Here is a 17,500-nt window from a genome sequence, read left to right on the forward strand (position 1 = left end):
AGGTCTTCCGGGCATACCCAAGGGCGGCGTGGTGATCCGGTCCGCGCCGCGGTTCAGAGGGCTCTGACGTGGGCTCTTCGGGTGTTCCTCCGCTCCGCACCTGGGCTTGTCATGGACCTGGACAGCGCCGCATCCGGCGTGCTGTCATGCCAACTGCCATTCCTTCCAACGTTGTACATCGTGTTGCAACGAGCCGCCACCCTTCCTCACCAAGGAGGATCCGTGCGCATCGACAAGAGACTGATTCTGTTCCTGGCAGCTGTCGTGGGAGCCGCCGGTCTGTCCGCCGTACCAGCCGCTTCGGCGGCCGGCCAGGACCCCGCAGCCGCCTCCGAAGTGCAGGGGCTGAAGGGGGAGTACTACACCCAGTCCGCCCCGGGGGCCTTCGACTTCGGGACGCTCAAGGCCACCGGCTTCGACCCCTCCATCGACTTCCCGACCCTGGAGTCGCGGCTGAGCTCGGCCACCGGGCAGGCCGACGACGCCAGCATCCGGTGGACCGGGAAGATCGTCCCGGAGAAGTCCGGCGCCCATACGTTCTCCATGATCGGGGACAACGGCTTCCGCCTCTGGATCGACGGAAAGCCGGTCATCGACCACTGGGTCGACGACTGGGAGAAGGAACAGACCTCCCAGCCGGTCGAGTTGACCGCAGGGACCGCCTACGACTTCAAGGTCGAGTACTTCGAGCACGTGGGCGGTTCCAACCTCCACTTGAAGTGGACCGAACCGGGCGGCACCAAGGTGCCCGTACCGCAGTCCGCCTTCCGGCTGCCGGACGACTTCGCGTACGACGGCGCCATCGGCGCCACCGTGCTCGCCGACGGCCGCACCCTCAAGCTCGACTTCGCCCAGAAGCTCGGCGCCCTTCCGGCCGGCCTGGTGAACCACCTCGACGCCGTGATCGGCGGGGCCGAGTGGCCGCTCGGGGCGGTCGAGGCGGACCCGGCCGACCCGCGAAGCCTGACCGTCGCCCTCAAGGAGCCGGTCGTCGGGAACAAGGCCGGTGACGCCAAGGGCCTGGCCGACATCCGCTACGACGGGGACGGCGCACTGGCCGGCGAGGACGGCACGCAGGTCGGCGCCTTCTGGGCCAGCGGGTCCAACCGCTCCACGTACCAGCTCCGCACCGCATGGGCCGATGAGGTCGGACCGAAGAACGCTCTGCCGGAGTACCCGCGCCCGCAGCTCACCCGCGACAACTGGCAAAACCTCAACGGTTCCTGGGAGTTCGCCGCGGCGAAGCCGGGGGAACAGCCGCCGGTCGGCAAGAAGCTCGGCGAGAAGATCCTCGTTCCGTACCCGGTCGAGTCACAGCTCTCCGGCATCGAACGGCACGAGGACCGTATGTGGTACCGCCGGACCTTCACCGTCCCGAAGAACTGGAAGGTCGGCCCGGCGCGGCGGCTCCAGCTGAACTTCGGCGCGGTTGACTGGCAGTCCGAGGTGTACGTCAACGGGCACAAGGTCACCGAACACAAGGGCGGCTACGACAAGTTCAGCGCCGACGTCACCGACGCGCTCAAGCCCGGCCGCACCCAGGAGCTGATCGTCGGCGTCTACGACCCGACCGATGCCCAGGACGGCGAGAACCCGCCGATGGGCAAGCAGCGCCTGGACCCGAGCGGGATCTGGTACACGCCGTCCTCCGGTATCTGGCAGACCGTCTGGATGGAGCCGGTCGCGGCCGACCACGCGGACTCGCTGAAGCTCACCCCGGACGTCGCGGGCGAGAGCGTCGCCGTCGAGGTGCGCGGAGTGCGGGACGGCGTGCCGGTCACGGCAACCGCGTACGACGGCAGGCGCAAGGTGGGAACGGTCTCCGGGCGCACCGGGTCGGCCCTGAAGGTGCCCGTACCCGACCCGCACCTGTGGTCCGCGGACGATCCGCACCTCTACCGGCTCAAGGTCACGGTCGGATCCGACCGGGTCGGCAGCTACTTCGGCATGCGGTCCGTCGCCGTCGAGAAGGTGAACGGAACCCCGCGCACCATGCTCAACGGCAAGCCCGTCTTCATGATGGCCACCCTCGACCAGGGATTCTGGCCGGACGGGCTGCACACCGCTCCCACCGACGAGGCGCTCGCGTACGACCTGAAGATGCACAAGGCCATGGGGTTCAACTCGGTCCGCAAGCACATCAAGGTCGAGCCCGACCGCTGGTTCTACTGGGCGGACAAGCTGGGCCTGATGGTCTGGCAGGACATGCCGGCGATGAACACCGTCAACCCGTCGGCCGCCGCCCGCGCCGAGTACGAGCACGAGATGAAGGAGATGATCGACGAACACGCCGGCCACCCGTCCATCGTCATGTGGGTGACCTTCAACGAGGGCTGGGGCCAGTACGACGAGGCCCGGATCGCCGACCAGGCCAAGGCCTGGGACCCGACGCGCCTGGTCAACAGCATGTCCGGGATCAACCTGGGAGTCGACGGCGGGACCGGGGACATCATTGACGAGCACGGCTACCCGAGCCCCGCGCTGCCGAAGCCGGACGGCCGACGGGCCCTGATGAGCGGCGAGTACGGTGGGCTCGGACTCGCGGTGCCCGGCCACGCCTGGGCGGTGCAGCAGTCGTACATCGCGGTCGACCCGGCCACCTACACCGACGACTACCTGGCCAAGCTCGACGAGGTGCACGCGCTGGCCTGCAAGGGCGGCAACGGTGCGGTGTACACGCAGATCTCCGATGTGGAGGGTGAGCTGAACGGTCTGCTCACCTATGACCGCAAGGTCGTCAAGCCCGATGTGAAGCGAGTCCACGACGCCCAACAGGCACTGATCCGCGATGCGTCGAAGGACGTCGTCGCGGGCTGCCCGTAGGTCCGACCTTTTGAGGCCGCTGTGGTCCGTCCCAGCATGGGACGGACCACAGCGGCCGGTCCGCCCCCTTGACGCGGATCAACGGGGAACCAAGAATGATCGCGCTCTGACAACGTTGTCCAAAGGAGTATCCCCATGCACCGGATCCCACGGCCGCGCCTGCGCGGCCCGGCGGCCGCACTCGCCGCCGCCGCGCTCCTGGGCGGTGTCCTCACCATCGGGGCCACGGCCCAGGCCGCGCCCCGGACCGACGGCCGGCTGACCGACCTGGTCAACCCGTTCATCGGTACCCAGAACGAGGGCAACACCTATCCCGGCGCCTCCGTGCCGTTCGGCATGGTGCAGCTCTCCCCGGACACCGGCCACAACACCGGGTACGACTACGGCGAGAACCACATCCGCGGCTTCTCCTCGGTCCATCTCTCCGGCGTCGGCTGCGGGCTGGGCGGCGACCTGCCGACCCTGCCCACCACCGGCGACGTCACCGAGACCGACTATGCGAAGTACGCGGCCGAGTTCAGCCACGACGACGAGAAGGCGAGCCCCGGCTACTACAAGGTCGGGCTCAAGACCGGGATCGACGCGGAGCTGACCGCGACGCAGCGCACCGGGGTGCAGCGCTACACGTTCCCGGCCACCGACAAGGCCAACGTCCTGCTCAACGCGGGCCAGTCGCTGCACCGGACGCTGTCGTCCGAGGTCGAGATCCTGGACAACCGCACCGTACGGACCGCGATCAAGGGCAGTGGCTTCTGCCAGGACACCAAGCCGTACACGGTCTACACGGTCACCCACTTCGACCGGCCGTTCACCACGTCCGGCACGTGGAACGGCGACACCGTCACCGAGGGCACGAAGAAGTCCTCGGCCACAGACGCCCGCAACGGCGCCTGGCTGCGGTTCGACACCACCGAGGACCGCACCGTCGAGGCCACCACGGCCCTGAGCTACGTCGACGCCAAGGGCGCCGCGCTCAACCTCCGCGCCGAGGGCGGCCACAGCTTCGACCGCGTCGAGCGCGCCGCACAGCGCAGCTGGGAGGAGCGCCTCGAAGGCGTGAAGGCCCAGGGCGGCAGCGACGAGCTGCGCCGCACCTTCTACTCCTCGCTCTACCGGTCCTTCCTCGCGCCCAACGTCGGCAGCGACGTCGACGGCCGCTACACCGGCTGGGACCAGAAGACCCACCGGGCACAAGGATTCACCTACTACCAGAACTGGTCGCTCTGGGACACCTACCGCACCCAGGCACAGCTCCTCTCGCTGCTCGCCCCGCGCGAGTCGCGCGACATGGCGATATCCGTCCTGCGGATCGACGCCGAGAGCGGCTGGCTGCCCAAGTGGGGCTACGGCACGGTCGAGACGAACATCATGACCGGTGACCCGGTCACCCCCTTCCTCACCAACGCCTACCAGCAGGGCCTGTTGAAGGGGTACGAGGAGGAGGCGTACCGCGCGCTGAGGAAGAACGCCGACGGAGTGCCGGCCACCGACTCCGCACCGGTGGGCCGCGAGGCCAACGTCGAGTACCTGAAGGAGGGCTTCGCCCCGTACATCAAGGACCGGCCGCACGCCAAGCCCGGCGACTCCGACTACGACCACGGCGCCTCCGCCACCCTGGAGTACGCCCTGTCCGACGGCATGCTCGCCGAGATGGCCCGCGACCTCGGCCACGACGCCGACGCCGCCCGCTACGACGCGCGCGCCCAGAACTACCGGAAGATCTTCGACGCCTCGACCGGCTTCTTCCGCGCCCGTGACGCCTCCGGCGCCTTCACCGGCCCGGCCGACCCCGCGCAGAGCGAGGGCTTCCACGAGGGCACGTCCTGGCAGTACCAGTGGATGGTTCCGCAGGACATTCCCGGCATGGTCGATCTGATCGGCGGCAAGGACGCCGCCAACCAGCGCCTCGACTCCTTCTTCGCGTACGACAAGCTCCTCGCCGACCCGGCGAAGACCGCGCGCGAGGTGTGGGTCAACGGACCGTACGCGTACTACAACGCCGACAAGTACAACCCGCAGAACGAGCCCGACCTCATCGCCCCGTACACCTACCTCTCCACCGGTCAGCCGTGGAAGACGACCGATGTGGTGCACGCCGCCCTGACGCTCTTCACCAACGGTCCGACCGGGATGACGGGCAACGACGACCTCGGCACCATGTCCGCCTGGATGGTGCTCTCCTCGATCGGTGTCTTCCCGGTCCAGCCGGGCACCGACACCTGGGGTCTGTCCACGCCCGCCTTCGAGCGCGTCGACATCAAGCTCGACCGCCGGTACTACCCGCGCGGATCGCTCACCGTGAGCGCGCCCGGAGCCTCCGACACCGACCGCTACATCCAGTCGGCGCGGCTCGACGGTGCGCAGCAGTCGCGCACCTACCTCACCACGGACGACATCCGCTCGGCCCGCTCGCTCACCTTCACCGTGGGCAGCGAGCCGTCGGCCTGGGGCACCTCGCCCGAGGACGCCCCGCCCGCGCTGGGCTGAGTCTGGATGTGGGGCGGGCGGCGTCCCGCCCGCCCCACGGCTCTGCCGCTCAGCTGCTCAGCTCGAACTCGGCCCGGATGCGCTTGCCCACCGGCACCCGCTCGGCGGTCAGCCGGTCGCAGATCGCCACGACGATCTCCATGCCGTGGCCGCCGGGGCGCGTCGGGTCGGGGGAGTAGAACAACGGGAGCGCCGTGCTGCTGTCGTACACCGTGACGCTGACACGCTCCGCGGTGCCCTCCAGCTCCAACAGGTACGGGCCCTGGCTGTAGCGGTCCGCATTGGTGACCAGTTCGCTCACCGCCAGCATCAGATCGCTGCGGGTGTGCTCCCCGAACACCGCGAGCCACTCGGCGGCCAGCCGCGCCAGGAAGTGGTCGGCCAGGGCCCGGGCCTGCGCGATGCAGCCGGGTTCGCCGTCGAACACCTTGGCGCTGTGCAAGACCTCCGTGGGCGGCTCCCCTTCGGGAAAGCCGGCCGGCCGGGAGGTGACCTTTTCGTTCATGTGCTCCCGCCAGGGCGACGCAGGGGAGGTCGTTGACCATGTCTCGGCGTCCGCCTACCCGGCATCGGCCGTCCCACTCCGGTTGGAGGCCGGCAGATATCGGAGTTCATCCGGTACCTCCCGGCAGAACGGCCGACGGGCCGGAGGCGCGCAGATCCGCCGTGGTGCGGACGGGAGCCTCCGCCACGACGGGCAGCGTGAAGCGGACCCGGGTACCGGCCGAGGGCGCCGGTTCGAGCAGGATGTGGCCGCCGTGGAACTCGATGATCTTGCGGCACAGGGCGAGTCCGATCCCCGTCCCTCCGTACTCGTCGCGGCCGTGCAGCCGCTGGAAGATCACGAACACCTGCTCCGCGGCCTCCGGCGCGATCCCGATGCCGTTGTCCGTCACCGTGAAGTGCCATGTGTCGCCCTCGCGCCCGCACCCGATCTCGATCCGGCACGGCACATCGGGACGGCGGAACTTCACCGCGTTGCCGATCAGGTTCTGCCACACCATGGACAGTGTCGTCGCGTCGCCGGTGACCTCGGGCAGCGGGGCGTCCCGGACGACCGTCGCCCCGGACTCCTCGACCACGAGCGCCAGATTGGCCAGCGCCCGGTCCAGACAGCGGTCGAGCCCGACGGTCCGCCACTGGTCGTGGACCCGGCCGACCCTGGAGAACGTCAGCAGGTCGTTGATGAGCACCTGCATCCGCTTGGCACCGTCCACCGCGAAGTCGATGTACTGGCGCGCGCGGTCGTCCAGCTCGTCGGCGTACCGTTTCTCCAGCAGCCGGCAGAACGACGCGACCTTGCGCAGCGGCTCCTGGAGATCGTGCGAGGCCACGTAGGCGAACTGCTCCAGCTCCGCATTGGACCGCCGCAGCTCCTGCGCCTGCCCGTCCAGCAGCGCCTCGCGCTCCCGCGACTCGGCGAGCTCGTCCACGATGCGCCGGCGCATGTCCTCGACCGCGGCCGCCACCGCCCGCACGTCCGACGGGCCGCGGACCTCGATCCGGTTGCCGAAGGCCCCGGCACGCACCCGGTCCGACGCGGCGCTCAGCCGGTTCAGCGGCCGGCCCACCAGCCGGTGCAGCAGCAGGCTCAGCGAGATCACGGCCAGCAGCAGGCCGACGACCAGCGCGAGCGCCACCTGGTCCCGGGTGGTGCGGGCGTCGTCGAGATCGGCACGGGCCCGGTCGCGCGCGGTGTCGAGGTGGGCCTGCTGAGCGGTGTACAGCCGGCGCAGCGTGTCGAACTCGTCGTTGCTGCGCCGGATGGGAAGCGAGGACTCGGACGCCGGACCGTCGCTGCGGACAGCGGCGATCAACGGCTCGGCGTGCCGGGCGCGCCAGTTGCGCGCGGCCTCCTCGATCCTTGCCAGGTCCCGGCCGAACGGCTGCTCGTCACCGACCAGCGCCCGGACCCGGGCCAGCCTGACTACCTCGGCCCGCCTCCCCGCCTCGTACGGCTGAAGGAAGAAGTCGTCCCCGGTGAGGGCGAAGCCGCGGATCCCCGTCTCCTGGTCGAGCAGGGCGTTCTGCAACTGGAAGGAGGAGGAGCGGGCCGGCTGGATGCGGTCCACCAGCTCCGTCGTACGGTCGGATATCCGGGACAGTACGAGACCGCCGACGACCAGGGCGCCGCAGACGACGAGGACGAAGCCGCCGAGGATGAGATGGACCCGGTTCTGGACCGACAGGCGTGCGACGAGGCCGGGGCGGTGGGGATCGGTCGAAGGGGCGGTCCTCGGCAGTGGCCGGCGACCCGACGGGCGCGGACGGTTCACCGCTCGCTCCTGTCCGCCCAGCCCAGATGGAGCACGGCCACGTCGTCGGCGAGACCGCCGTACGGTGTCGCGGCCTCGGATGCCTCGGTGACCAGCGCGTCGACGAACGGGCGGGCGCCGAGCGCCCCGTGCCGACGGGCCATGGCCAGCAGCCCGTCCTCGCCCAGACGGGTCCGGGGCCCGGTACGGCCCTCGAAGAGTCCGTCGGTGAACAGCACGATCCGCCCGTCCTCCGGCAGCGCCACCTCGGACCTCGCCCACCGGCCCTCGCCCGGCAGTACGCCCAGCGCCATGCCCGGCTCCGGCTCCACCCAACGCACCGCCGTCCCGCTGCGCAGGAGCATCCCCGGGTGACCGGCCCTGACCACGTCGACGACGCCCCGCTCCGGCCGGAAGGCCAGCGAGGTGACCGTGGCGAAGAGATGGGGGTCGGACCGCTCGGCGACCAGGATCTCCTCCAGGATGCGGATCTGGTCGAGATGACCGGTCGCGCACAGCACCGCCGTGCGCCAGGCCACCCGCAGACATACCCCCAGCGCCGCCTCCGCGGCCCCGTGCCCCGACACATCGCCGATCACCGCGTGCACCGTGCCGTCGGACGTCTGCACCACGTCGTAGAAGTCGCCGCTCAGCAGCGCGTGGGCCCGCCCCGGTTCGTACCGCGCCACCGCCTCGAAGCTGTCGTCGTGCAGCAACGGCACCGGCAGCAGACCGCGCTCCAGCCGGGCGTTCTCCTGGGCCATCAGCCGGTTGGCACGCAGCGCCCCCGCCGCCCGCTCCACCTGCTTGCGCTGGAGCGCGTACCGCACCGAGCGGCCCAGCGCCTGCGGATCGAGCCGCCCCTTGACCAGGTAGTCCTGGGCACCGGTGGCCACGGCCGACAGTCCGGTGTCCGCCTCGGCGGTGCCCGTCAGCACCACGACGGCGGCGTCCGGCGCCGACTCGACGAGCTGGGTGACGGCGTCCAGCCCGTGCACATCGGGAAGGTGGAGGTCGAGCAGCACACAGCAGGGCGTACGACAGGCCGCCAGGAAGCGGCGCGCTTCGGCGAGCGTCCTGCACCAGGTCAGTGCCGAGTCCAGCTCGCCGTCCGCGAGCATCTCCTCCACCAGCAGCGCGTCGCCCGCGTCGTCCTCCACCAGGAGGATCACGGCGTCCACGTTCCATACCGAACCACTCCCCGTGGGGAGCACGGAGTGCTGTGCGGGGACGGAGGCGGCGCGGACCGGGAACGGTTCGCGCCCGCTCACAGGGAGTTCCGTCACATCCCACCCCTCGCCCGGACGGCGCCGGGCCCCGCGCCGTATCGCTGCGAAGCATATGTGACCGAAGCGTGGAGGAAAGGGCCGGTGCGGGGCCCGCCCGGGGGGCCTTCTCACCGATGCGGAGCAGTGCCGGGCTCATGGCAAACTTGACCGGGGCGTTCGCCACGAGGGACACATGACAGAGGAACGGCAATGACGGTGACAGAGGACAGCCCGGAGATCGCGCCCGGAATCGAGGAGTTCGGTCCCGGAATCGACCCGGAGCGGCTGGCCGTCTGTCTGGGTGTGCTCGACGAGCTCGACTCCATCGAGGTCGACCACCCGGACGCCATCGCCGTACGCCGTGCCACCGCCGGTGTCTACCGCACGGTGAAGCAGCGCCGCCGCCAGGAGCGCCGCGCCGCGAAGACCGCGCACGACAAGGCGGTGACCGAGGCGACCGCGACCGGTTCGGCCGAGCGCATCGACGACGAGACCCAGGGCGTGCTGCCCTCGTCCTCCGCCGCCTCAGAGATCGCCGGCGTCCTCCAGCGACCGAGGTCCTGCTACATCTGCAAGACGCGGTACGTCGAGGTGGACGCCTTCTACCACCAGCTCTGCCAGGACTGCGCCCGCGAGAACCGCGCCCGGCGCGACGCGCGCACCGACCTCACCGGCCGCCGGGCCCTGCTCACCGGCGGGCGCGCCAAGATCGGCATGTACATCGCGCTGCGGCTGCTCCGCGACGGTGCGCACACCACGATCACCACCCGCTTCCCCAACGACGCGATCCGCCGCTTCAAGGCGATGCCGGACAGCGACGAGTGGATCCACCGCCTGAAGATCGTCGGCATCGACCTGCGCGACCCCGCCCAGGTCGTCGCGCTCGCCGACTCGGTGGCCGCCGAGGGCCCGCTGGACATCCTGATCAACAACGCGGCGCAGACGGTCCGCCGCTCCCCGCAGGCGTACAGCGAACTGCTCGGCGCCGAGTCGGCCCCGCTGCCCGCGGGCGAGCTGCCGGCCGCCGAAGTGATCGGCACCTTCGGCAGCGGCACCGTCGACCGCGTGGCCGCGCTGCCCGCCGCCCGCAAGGAGGGGCTGAGCGCGCAGGACGTCACCGAGCTCGCCCTCGTGACCGGGTCGGCGTCGCCGGCGCGCATCGCCGCGGGCACCGCGATCGACGCGGGCGGGCTCGTCCCGGACCTGCACCACACCAACAGCTGGATCCAGACAGTCGACGAGGTCGAGCCGATCGAGCTGCTGGAAGTCCAGCTCTGCAACTCCACCGCGCCGTTCATCCTGATCAGCAGGCTCCGCCCGGCGATGGCCGCGACCGCCGCCAAGCACTCCTACGTGGTCAACGTCTCCGCGATGGAAGGCGTGTTCGGCCGCGGCTACAAGGGCGCGGGCCACCCGCACACCAACATGGCCAAGGCCGCGCTGAACATGCTGACCCGCACCAGCGCCCAGGAGATGTTCGAGAAGGACGGCATCCTGATGACCGCGGTCGACACCGGGTGGATCACCGACGAGCGCCCGCACCCCGACAAGATGCGCCTCGCCGAGGAGGGCTTCCACGCCCCTCTGGACCTGGTCGACGGCGCCGCGCGCGTCTACGACCCGATCGTCCGCGGCGAAGCCGGCGAGGCGATGTACGGCTGCTTCCTCAAGGACTACGCGCCTGCCAACTGGTAGCACTCCGCAGCGCAGGCGCTGCGTTCGGTCGCAAGACCCGGCCCGGGAAGTCCTCCGGGCCGGGTCTTTTCGCTCCATGGTGGCTGAAAGTGACCCAGGGCACACGTTCCATCGAGCATGGACGCGCTCGTTTGGTTACTCTGAGGGGAACGGACGCCACCAAGGGATCCACGAAGGTTCCTCGGCCGTCCTGGGACAGGCTCGTCAACCGGGCCGCCGTCCCGCCCCGTACCCGGCGCCACCGCGACCGAACAGATCCTGCCCTGCCCCGCACCGTGGGCGGTCGACCACCGGTTATGACGCCGGAACGTCGGACGCGCCGGGGGCTACGCGACACAAAGGAGTGCGCGGTGACGACACCAGAACTGACGAAGCACGACCAGCGACCGGCCGAACGGTACGGAGAGCGGGCCCGCAGGCCCGAGAAGCTCCGCAACATCGAGGTCTGGGCCAGGTCCGCGCCGATCCGGCTGGCCGGCTACGAGGACGACCTCGCCGAGCCGCACATCCTGCCCGGCGTCGACTGAGTGCTTCCCGTCCGAGCTCCGGCCCGTACCCCGAACAGGGGCGGGGCCGGAGCTCGGCCGTGCCGTGGCGCTCACCGCGGTCAGAAGACCGCGTTCGCCACGGCGGCCCCGGCGAACGAGAGCCCCACGCCCGCGCAGACGGTGAGGAGCAGGTATCCGCCCGCCAGGCCCACCCGGCGGGCGGACGTCAGGGTGAGCAACTCGTAGGAGAACGTCGACCACGTCGACAGTGCTCCGCAGAATCCTGTCGCGAGGAGCAGGTTCAGCCGCGTTCCCAGGTCGCCGTCGGTCGCCGCCTCCGCGACGAAGCCCAGGATCAGGGCGGCACCGGCGTTGGCCGCGAAGGTGCCCCACGGGAAAGCGGTGTGGAAGCGGAACTTCGCGTCCACACCGAGCAGATAGCGCAGCGGCGCGCCCACCAGCCCGCCGGCGAGTACGAGCAGCCAGTCGGTCATCGGGCCTCGCTCCCCGCGCCGTAGGAACGCCCGAAGGCGGCATGGGTGGCGAACGCGCCCGCGGTCACCGCGGCCAGTGCGGCCACCACGGTCAGCAGCAGACAGCCGACCGCGTAACCGGGCTGATGGTTCTCGAACAACTCCCGCACGTTGTCCGTGTAGTGCGAGAACGAGGTGAACCCACCCAGCACACCGGTGCCCAGCAGCGGACTGATCAGCCGGGGCGCATCGGGGAAGCGCAGTTTCAGGGTGACCATCAGCACACCCATCAAGAAACACCCCACCGTGTTGACCAGCAGGATCGTCCACGGGAAGGCCGTGGTGCCGGTCGGCCAGAGGCGCTCGGCGCCGTACCGGGCGGCGGCTCCCGCCGCGCCGCCGACCGCGACGGCCGCCACGACCGACAGCTGCACCCCGGGGTGGTGGTCGGGGTGGCTGTGGCGGTGCAACTCCATCTTGATCGACATCCCGTGAATCTACGGAGCCTGCCGCCGCTGCCCGGCCGGAGCGCGCGACGGCGGCGGCATGCGTACCCGTCCGGAGCAGTCCGGAAGGCACACAACGCGACAACCGGGTGACCCCATGTCTTGATTGGGGGGTTCGTTTCTTCCTGCCCGCAGTACGGAAGAACGCCGCCGCCGAGTCGCTGGAGCCAGTCTTGTCCCTCGTCGAGCCGGAAATCGTCCGGCGGCTTGAGAAACGTCAGCCGTCCGCATACATCCTTGCCTCCCTGCGAGGTGTCGGACAGGTCGACCTCCAGCCCGGACTGCTGACCGGCGCCGCGATCCTCATTGCGCTGTGGGTCTCGGGCTGGGAGACCGGCCTCTTCGCCACCCTCGGCACGCTGATCGCCACCGCGACCGCCTACGTCCTCGCTGTCGACCGGGCGGGTATCGCGCTCGGACTCCAGGGATACGCCGGCTGCCTCACGGGCATCGCCCTCGTCTCCTCGCTGGGCAACCATCCGGCCACCTACGTGCTGACCGTCGTCGGCGCCATCATGTGCACGATTCTGATGGCCGCGCTGGGCACCTTCCTCGCCCCCTTCGGGCTCACGCCCCTGACCGCGCCGTTCTGCCTGGTCTCCGGAGTGATGGTGCTGGGAGCCCCCTCGTTCGAGCGGGTCTGGCACGGAGCCCCGGCCGCCGTGTCCAGCACGACCAGCGGGGACACCGCACTGTCGTGGAACGACCTCTGGCACGCGTTCTTCAACAACGTCTCGCAGATCTTCCTGGTCGAGAGCTGGTACGTCGGGCTGATCATGCTCGTCGGGCTCGCCCTGGCCGGCCTGCGCGTCGTTCTCTACGCGGCGGCAGGAAGCGTGATGGGGATCGTCGCCGCCTGGGCGCTGGGTGCACCCACGGCGCTGATCGCCAGCGGCATCTACGGATACAACGCGGTGCTCGTGGCCATCGCCATCGGTGCCGTCTTCCTGGCCAACAACGTCTGGACGGGGGTCTACGCCCTGTTCGGCGCGGCGGCGACCACCGGCCTGACCGCGTCGCTGACGTCCTTCTTCAAATCGTTCGGCGGCCACACCTTCACCTGGCCGTTCATCCTCACCACCTGGGTGTTGATGGCGGCCGTACCCCTGCTGCCGCGCCTGCGCCGGAGCGAGTGACGGCTCCCGGCCGGCACCGGACCTGCTGCCCTCAGCCCGTACATCACCGAGGAAGGTACTGACGATGAACCTCGCACCTCGCGAGATCGACAAACTGCTGGTCTACGTCGTGGCCGACCTGGCCCGCAAGCGCCAGGGCCGCGGCCTCAAGCTCAACTACAGCGAGTCGGTCGCGCTGATCACCGAGGCGATCCTCGAAGCGGCCCGTGACGGCAAGAGCGTCGCGGACTGCATGGAGCTGGGCCGCCATGTCGTGGGTGAGGCCGACACGATGGACGGTGTACGGGAGATGCTCGGCCTGCTGCAGGTCGAGGCGTCCTTCGTGGACGGGACCAAGCTCGTGTCCTGCCACGACCCCATCGGCGGCTGACCCGTGGCCGAGCCCGTTGCCGTCATCGCAGTGTGCGGTCACGAAGCCGCCTACGGGCGTGCGCTGGACGGCGTCGTGGACGGCGGGGTCAGCATCGTGTCCAGCGGGCGCGAACTGTTCCGGAGCATCGCCGCGCACGGGCGCCGGAACAGCGAGACCGTCGTCGTTCCCATGACGCTCGGCCGCGACCCCGAACTCGTCGCGGACACCGCCCGGACGCTGCGCGCCGTACCCGCCGGCGAGCGGGGTTCCACCGTGCTCGCCGAGCCGTTCGGCACCTCCCAGCACCTGGTCGCGTGGCTGCGGGCGGCGGCGGGCCGGGTACCCGAGGCCTCCGCGCTGCTGCTCACCGCACCGTCCGGGGACCCGTTCGAGGACGCCGAGCTCTACCGGATCGCCGCGCTCGTACGGCGCTACGGCCGCAACGGCCTCGTCGAGGTGGCGTTCACCGGGGGAGACCCGGACCCGGCCGAGGGCATCCGGCGGTGCAGGCTGCTCGGCGCGCGGCGGGTGACGCTGGTCCCGGCCGCGTTCGCGCTGCCGGATGTGCCCGAGGCCGGATCGGTGCCCGTCGACCGGGCGGATCCGCTCATCCCGGCGTCGGCACTGCGACGCGTCCTCGGAGAGCGGGTCGCCGACGCCCGACGGCGTTGGCGCGAGCACGGGGACGACGGCGTCGCGGCCGGCCTGACCGCGGCGGAGAACCACGGTCACTCCCACACGCACCCGCCGGGCGAGGGACACGAGCACGGGCACGGTCCGGGCCACTCGCACGACCACAGCCACGATGCGGGCCACTCGCACGGGCACGACCACAGCCACGAGCACAGCCACTCGCACGGGCACGACCACAGCCACGAAGCGGGCCACTCGCACGAGCACAGCCACGACCACAGCCACGAAGCGGGCCACTCGCACGAGCACAGCCACGACCGTGACCACGATCCGGGCCACCCGCACGCGCACGGTCCCGGCCCCCTGCACACGCACCACCACCCGTCCGCCCCCGGCGCGGACCGAGTCGTCAGGAGCATCGCATGACGTTCCGTCAGAAATATCTGTACGGCAAGGGCCCCATCGAGCTCAACGCGGGCCGCCGCACGGTGAAGCTCACCGTGAGCAACACCGGTGACCGCGCCGTTCAGGTCGGTTCCCACTACCACTTCTTCGAGGTCAACTCGGCCCTGTCGTTCGACCGCCAGAAGGCGCTGGGCATGCACCTCAACATCGCCGCCGGCACCTCCGTGCGGATCGAGCCCGGCGGTTCGCGCGAGGTGGAACTGTGCGCGTACGGCGGCACCGGGCGTCTCGTCGGCTTCAGCGGACTGCTCAACGGCAGCCTCGCCTCCCATCCCGCCCGCGTCGAGGCCGTCCGCAAGGCCATCGAGCAGGGCTTCGAGGGAGCGCAGGGCACCCCTGACGCCAAGCCGAGGCGCGCCGGCAAGGAATCCAAGGGCTCCAAGGCCACCAACGAGAAGAAAAAGGGTTCGCGCTGATGCCCATCCTGCCCCGCAAGCAGTACACCGACATGTTCGGGCCGACGGTCGGCGACCGGTTCCACCTGGCCGACACCAACCTCATCGTCGAGGTCGAGAAGGACTACAGCGAGGGCCAGTACGGCGACGAGGTCCTCTACGGCGGCGGCAAGACCATGCGCGACGGCATGGCCTCCGACCCGCAGGCCACCGCTGCCCAGGGCGCACTCGACACCGTCATCACCAACGTGGTCGTGATCGACCCGATGGTCGGCGTCGTCAAGTGCGACATCGGCATCAAGGACGGCTTCATCGTCGGCATCGGCAAGTCCGGCAACCCGCAGACGCAGAACAGCGTCGACCCGGACCTGGTCATCGGGCCGGGCACGGAAGCCATCGCGGGCGAGCACCTCATCGCCACCGCGGGTGCCATCGACACCCACGTCCACCTGATCGCCCCGCAACAGGCCGAGCAGGCGCTGACCAACGGCATCACCACGCTGATCGGCGGTGGCACCGGTCCTTCGGACGGTTCCAACGGCACCACCTGTACCCCCGGCCCGTACAACATCGGCAAGCTGCTCCAGGCGGCCGAGTCCATGCCGGTCAACCTCGGCATCATGGGCAAGGGCAACGGCAGCCTTCCGGAGGCGCTCAACGAGCAGGTCGTCGCCGGTGCCTGCGGGCTCAAGGTGCACGAGGACTGGGGCGCCACCCCGGCCGTCATCGACAACGCGCTGAACGTCGCCGACCGGTACGACGTCCAGGTCTCCATCCACACGGACAGCCTGAACGAGGGCGGCTTCTTCGAGGACACCCGCTCCGCGATCGACGGCCGGGCCATCCACACGTTCCACAGCGAGGGAGCGGGCGGCGGTCACGCCCCGGACATCCTGCGCATCGCCGGCGAGCCGAACGTCCTGCCGTCCTCCACCAACCCGACGCTGCCGTACACCGTGAACTCGGTGGACGAGCTCCTCGACATGGTCATGGTCTGTCACCACCTCAGCCATGACATCCCCGAGGACGTGTCCTTCGCCGACAGCCGGGTCCGGGCCGAGACGATCGCCGCCGAGTCGGTGCTGCACGACCTCGGTGTGATCAGCATCTTCTCCTCCGACTCCCAGGCCATGGGCCGCATCGGCGAGTCCGTCACCCGCGCCTTCCAGACCGCGCACCACTGCAAGGACAAGCTGGGCACGCTGGAGGGCGACTCGGCCCGCAACGACAACCAGCGGGTCCTGCGCTACCTCGCCAAGGTCACCATCAACCCGGCCATCGCCTCCGGCATCTCCGACCACGTGGGATCGATCGAGAAGGGCAAGCTCGCCGACATCGTGCTCTGGCCCATCCACTCCTTCGGCGCCAAGCCGAAGATGGTGATCAAGGGCGGCATCATCTCCTGGGCACAGATGGGCGACCCCAACGCCTCGCTGCCGACCCCGCAGCCCGTCATCTACCGGCCGATGTTCGGCCAGTACGGCAAGGCGATGCAGGCGACTCACGCCACCTTCATGTCCCAGGCGGCCATCGCCGCCGGGGTCCCGGCCGAACTCGGCCTGGAACGCACGGTCCTGCCGGTGCGCCGCACCCGCACCATCGGCAAGCACAACATGGTCCGCAACGACGCCCTGCCCGACATCAAGGTCGACCCGGAGACGTTCAAGGTCACGCTCAACGGCAAGGTCGCCACCATCGACCCGGCCGAGAAGCTGCCCCTCAACCACCTCTACTTCCTGGTCTAGGGCCGATGTACCGCGATGAGCGTGACACCGCCAAAGACACCGTGGCCACGGTGAACGGGATCGGCACGGGTACGGGTCTGGGGCCGCTGCTGGTCAGCCTCCAGCTGACCGACTCCGCGTTCCCCAGCGGCTTCTACACGCTGTCGCACAGCCTGGAGGGCTTCGCGCAGGCCGGGGCCGTCGACTCCGGCAGCCTGCCGCTCCTGCTGGAGGACCTGCTGCTGCACGGTGTAGGTCCCGCCGATGCCACCGCGCTCGCCCTCGCCCACCGTGCGACGGCGGCCGGTGACCCGGCGGCGGTCGTCCGGATCGACGAGCATCTCCTGGCCACCAAACTGGGCCGGGAGATGCGCCAGGCCGCCACCCGGACCGGACGCCAGCTCCTGGACCTGGGCCAGGAGGTGTACGGCCGGCCGGAGATCGGCGACTACTTCGACCGGGTCGTACGGAGTGAGGCCCCCGGAACGCAGGCGGTGGCCGCAGGAGTCATCTACGCGGCGACGGGCGTTCCGGTCCGGCAGGCCGTCGCCGCGGACCTGTTCGCCTTCTGCGTCAGCTTCGCGGGCGCCGCGCTGCGGCTGCGGCTGACCGACCACCGCACGACGCAGACCCTGATCCGGGGCGCCGCACCCGTCATCGAGAAGACCGTCGAGGCCGCGCTGCGGCGCGAGCTCGACGACGTCGGCGCCACCGTATTCGCCTCGGACATCATGTCGGGCCGTCATGAACGCGCCGAGGCACGGCTCTTCGCCAGCTGAAATCCACCCCGAACCACACAG

At 70.2% G+C, this 17,500-nt stretch carries 15 protein-coding genes; 10 read left to right on the top strand and 5 right to left on the bottom strand.

Annotation, left to right across the window (positions count from 1 at the left end):
* Positions 1 to 222: 222 nt before the first annotated feature.
* Both OG446_RS34605 and OG446_RS34610 read left to right on the top strand, forming a co-directional pair.
* Positions 223 to 2,823: a PA14 domain-containing protein gene (locus tag OG446_RS34605; protein ID WP_328897737.1), complete on the top strand. Its 2,601-nt coding sequence runs from the start codon at positions 223 to 225 to the stop codon at positions 2,821 to 2,823.
* Positions 2,824 to 2,958: 135 nt separating this feature from the next.
* Positions 2,959 to 5,310 carry a GH92 family glycosyl hydrolase gene (locus OG446_RS34610; protein ID WP_328897738.1) on the top strand — a complete coding sequence of 784 codons (2,352 nt, stop codon included), beginning with the start codon at positions 2,959 to 2,961 and terminating at the stop codon, positions 5,308 to 5,310.
* A gap of 49 nt (positions 5,311 to 5,359) precedes the next feature.
* On the opposite strand, the gene OG446_RS34615 is transcribed toward OG446_RS34610, so the two are convergent.
* The 3 genes from OG446_RS34615 to OG446_RS34625 form a co-directional block, all read right to left on the bottom strand.
* On the bottom strand, positions 5,360 to 5,815 hold the full coding sequence (locus tag OG446_RS34615) for an ATP-binding protein (protein ID WP_328897739.1): 456 nt from the start codon (positions 5,813 to 5,815) through the stop codon (positions 5,360 to 5,362).
* A gap of 106 nt (positions 5,816 to 5,921) precedes the next feature.
* A complete protein-coding gene (locus tag OG446_RS34620) occupies positions 5,922 to 7,553 on the bottom strand; it encodes a sensor histidine kinase (protein ID WP_328898511.1) in 1,632 nt (543 codons plus the stop codon).
* A 29-nt stretch (positions 7,554 to 7,582) separates the two neighbouring features.
* A complete protein-coding gene (locus OG446_RS34625) occupies positions 7,583 to 8,851 on the bottom strand; it encodes a PP2C family protein-serine/threonine phosphatase (RefSeq protein ID WP_389258818.1) in 1,269 nt (422 codons plus the stop codon).
* A 192-nt stretch (positions 8,852 to 9,043) separates the two neighbouring features.
* Between OG446_RS34625 and OG446_RS34630 the strand changes: the two genes are divergently transcribed.
* Both OG446_RS34630 and OG446_RS34635 read left to right on the top strand, forming a co-directional pair.
* Positions 9,044 to 10,528 (top strand): SDR family NAD(P)-dependent oxidoreductase, encoded by a 1,485-nt coding sequence (locus OG446_RS34630; protein WP_328897740.1) that lies wholly within the window; start codon positions 9,044 to 9,046, stop codon positions 10,526 to 10,528.
* A 350-nt stretch (positions 10,529 to 10,878) separates the two neighbouring features.
* Complete coding sequence (locus tag OG446_RS34635; protein ID WP_326656112.1) at positions 10,879 to 11,055, top strand: hypothetical protein; 177 nt, start codon at positions 10,879 to 10,881, stop codon at positions 11,053 to 11,055.
* 80 nt (positions 11,056 to 11,135) lie between these two features.
* Here OG446_RS34635 and OG446_RS34640 read toward each other — a convergent pair whose 3' ends face one another.
* Together OG446_RS34640 and OG446_RS34645 are read right to left on the bottom strand one after the other, a co-directional pair.
* Complete coding sequence (locus OG446_RS34640; protein WP_328897741.1) at positions 11,136 to 11,510, bottom strand: fluoride efflux transporter FluC; 375 nt, start codon at positions 11,508 to 11,510, stop codon at positions 11,136 to 11,138.
* The gene (locus OG446_RS34645; protein WP_328897742.1) at positions 11,507 to 11,977 is read right to left on the bottom strand and encodes a fluoride efflux transporter FluC; all 471 of its coding nucleotides are present in this window, start codon (positions 11,975 to 11,977) and stop codon (positions 11,507 to 11,509) included. Before OG446_RS34645 ends, OG446_RS34640 begins: the two co-directional genes overlap by 4 nt.
* A gap of 191 nt (positions 11,978 to 12,168) precedes the next feature.
* On the opposite strand from OG446_RS34645, the gene OG446_RS34650 reads away from it, so the two are divergent.
* The 6 genes from OG446_RS34650 to OG446_RS34675 all read left to right on the top strand — a co-directional run bounded on the left by OG446_RS34650 (position 12,169) and on the right by OG446_RS34675 (position 17,479).
* Positions 12,169 to 13,131, top strand: coding sequence for an urea transporter (locus OG446_RS34650; protein ID WP_328897743.1), 963 nt, complete (start codon positions 12,169 to 12,171; stop codon positions 13,129 to 13,131).
* A 64-nt stretch (positions 13,132 to 13,195) separates the two neighbouring features.
* Entirely contained in the window at positions 13,196 to 13,501 is a 306-nt protein-coding gene (locus tag OG446_RS34655) for an urease subunit gamma (protein ID WP_326656109.1), read from the top strand.
* Between the two features lie 30 nt (positions 13,502 to 13,531).
* Complete coding sequence (locus OG446_RS34660; RefSeq protein ID WP_443050249.1) at positions 13,532 to 14,542, top strand: cobalamin biosynthesis protein CbiX; 1,011 nt, start codon at positions 13,532 to 13,534, stop codon at positions 14,540 to 14,542.
* The gene (locus OG446_RS34665) at positions 14,539 to 14,997 is read left to right on the top strand and encodes an urease subunit beta (RefSeq protein WP_328897745.1); all 459 of its coding nucleotides are present in this window, start codon (positions 14,539 to 14,541) and stop codon (positions 14,995 to 14,997) included. Before OG446_RS34660 ends, OG446_RS34665 begins: the two co-directional genes overlap by 4 nt.
* Complete coding sequence (ureC, locus tag OG446_RS34670) at positions 14,997 to 16,721, top strand: urease subunit alpha (protein WP_328897746.1); 1,725 nt, start codon at positions 14,997 to 14,999, stop codon at positions 16,719 to 16,721. Before OG446_RS34665 ends, ureC begins: the two co-directional genes overlap by 1 nt.
* A gap of 5 nt (positions 16,722 to 16,726) precedes the next feature.
* Positions 16,727 to 17,479: an urease accessory protein UreF gene (locus OG446_RS34675; protein WP_328897747.1), complete on the top strand. Its 753-nt coding sequence runs from the start codon at positions 16,727 to 16,729 to the stop codon at positions 17,477 to 17,479.
* Positions 17,480 to 17,500: the final 21 nt, after the last annotated feature.

The sequence above is a fragment of the Streptomyces sp. NBC_00236 genome (genome assembly GCF_036195045.1).
Taxonomy (GTDB): domain Bacteria; phylum Actinomycetota; class Actinomycetes; order Streptomycetales; family Streptomycetaceae; genus Streptomyces.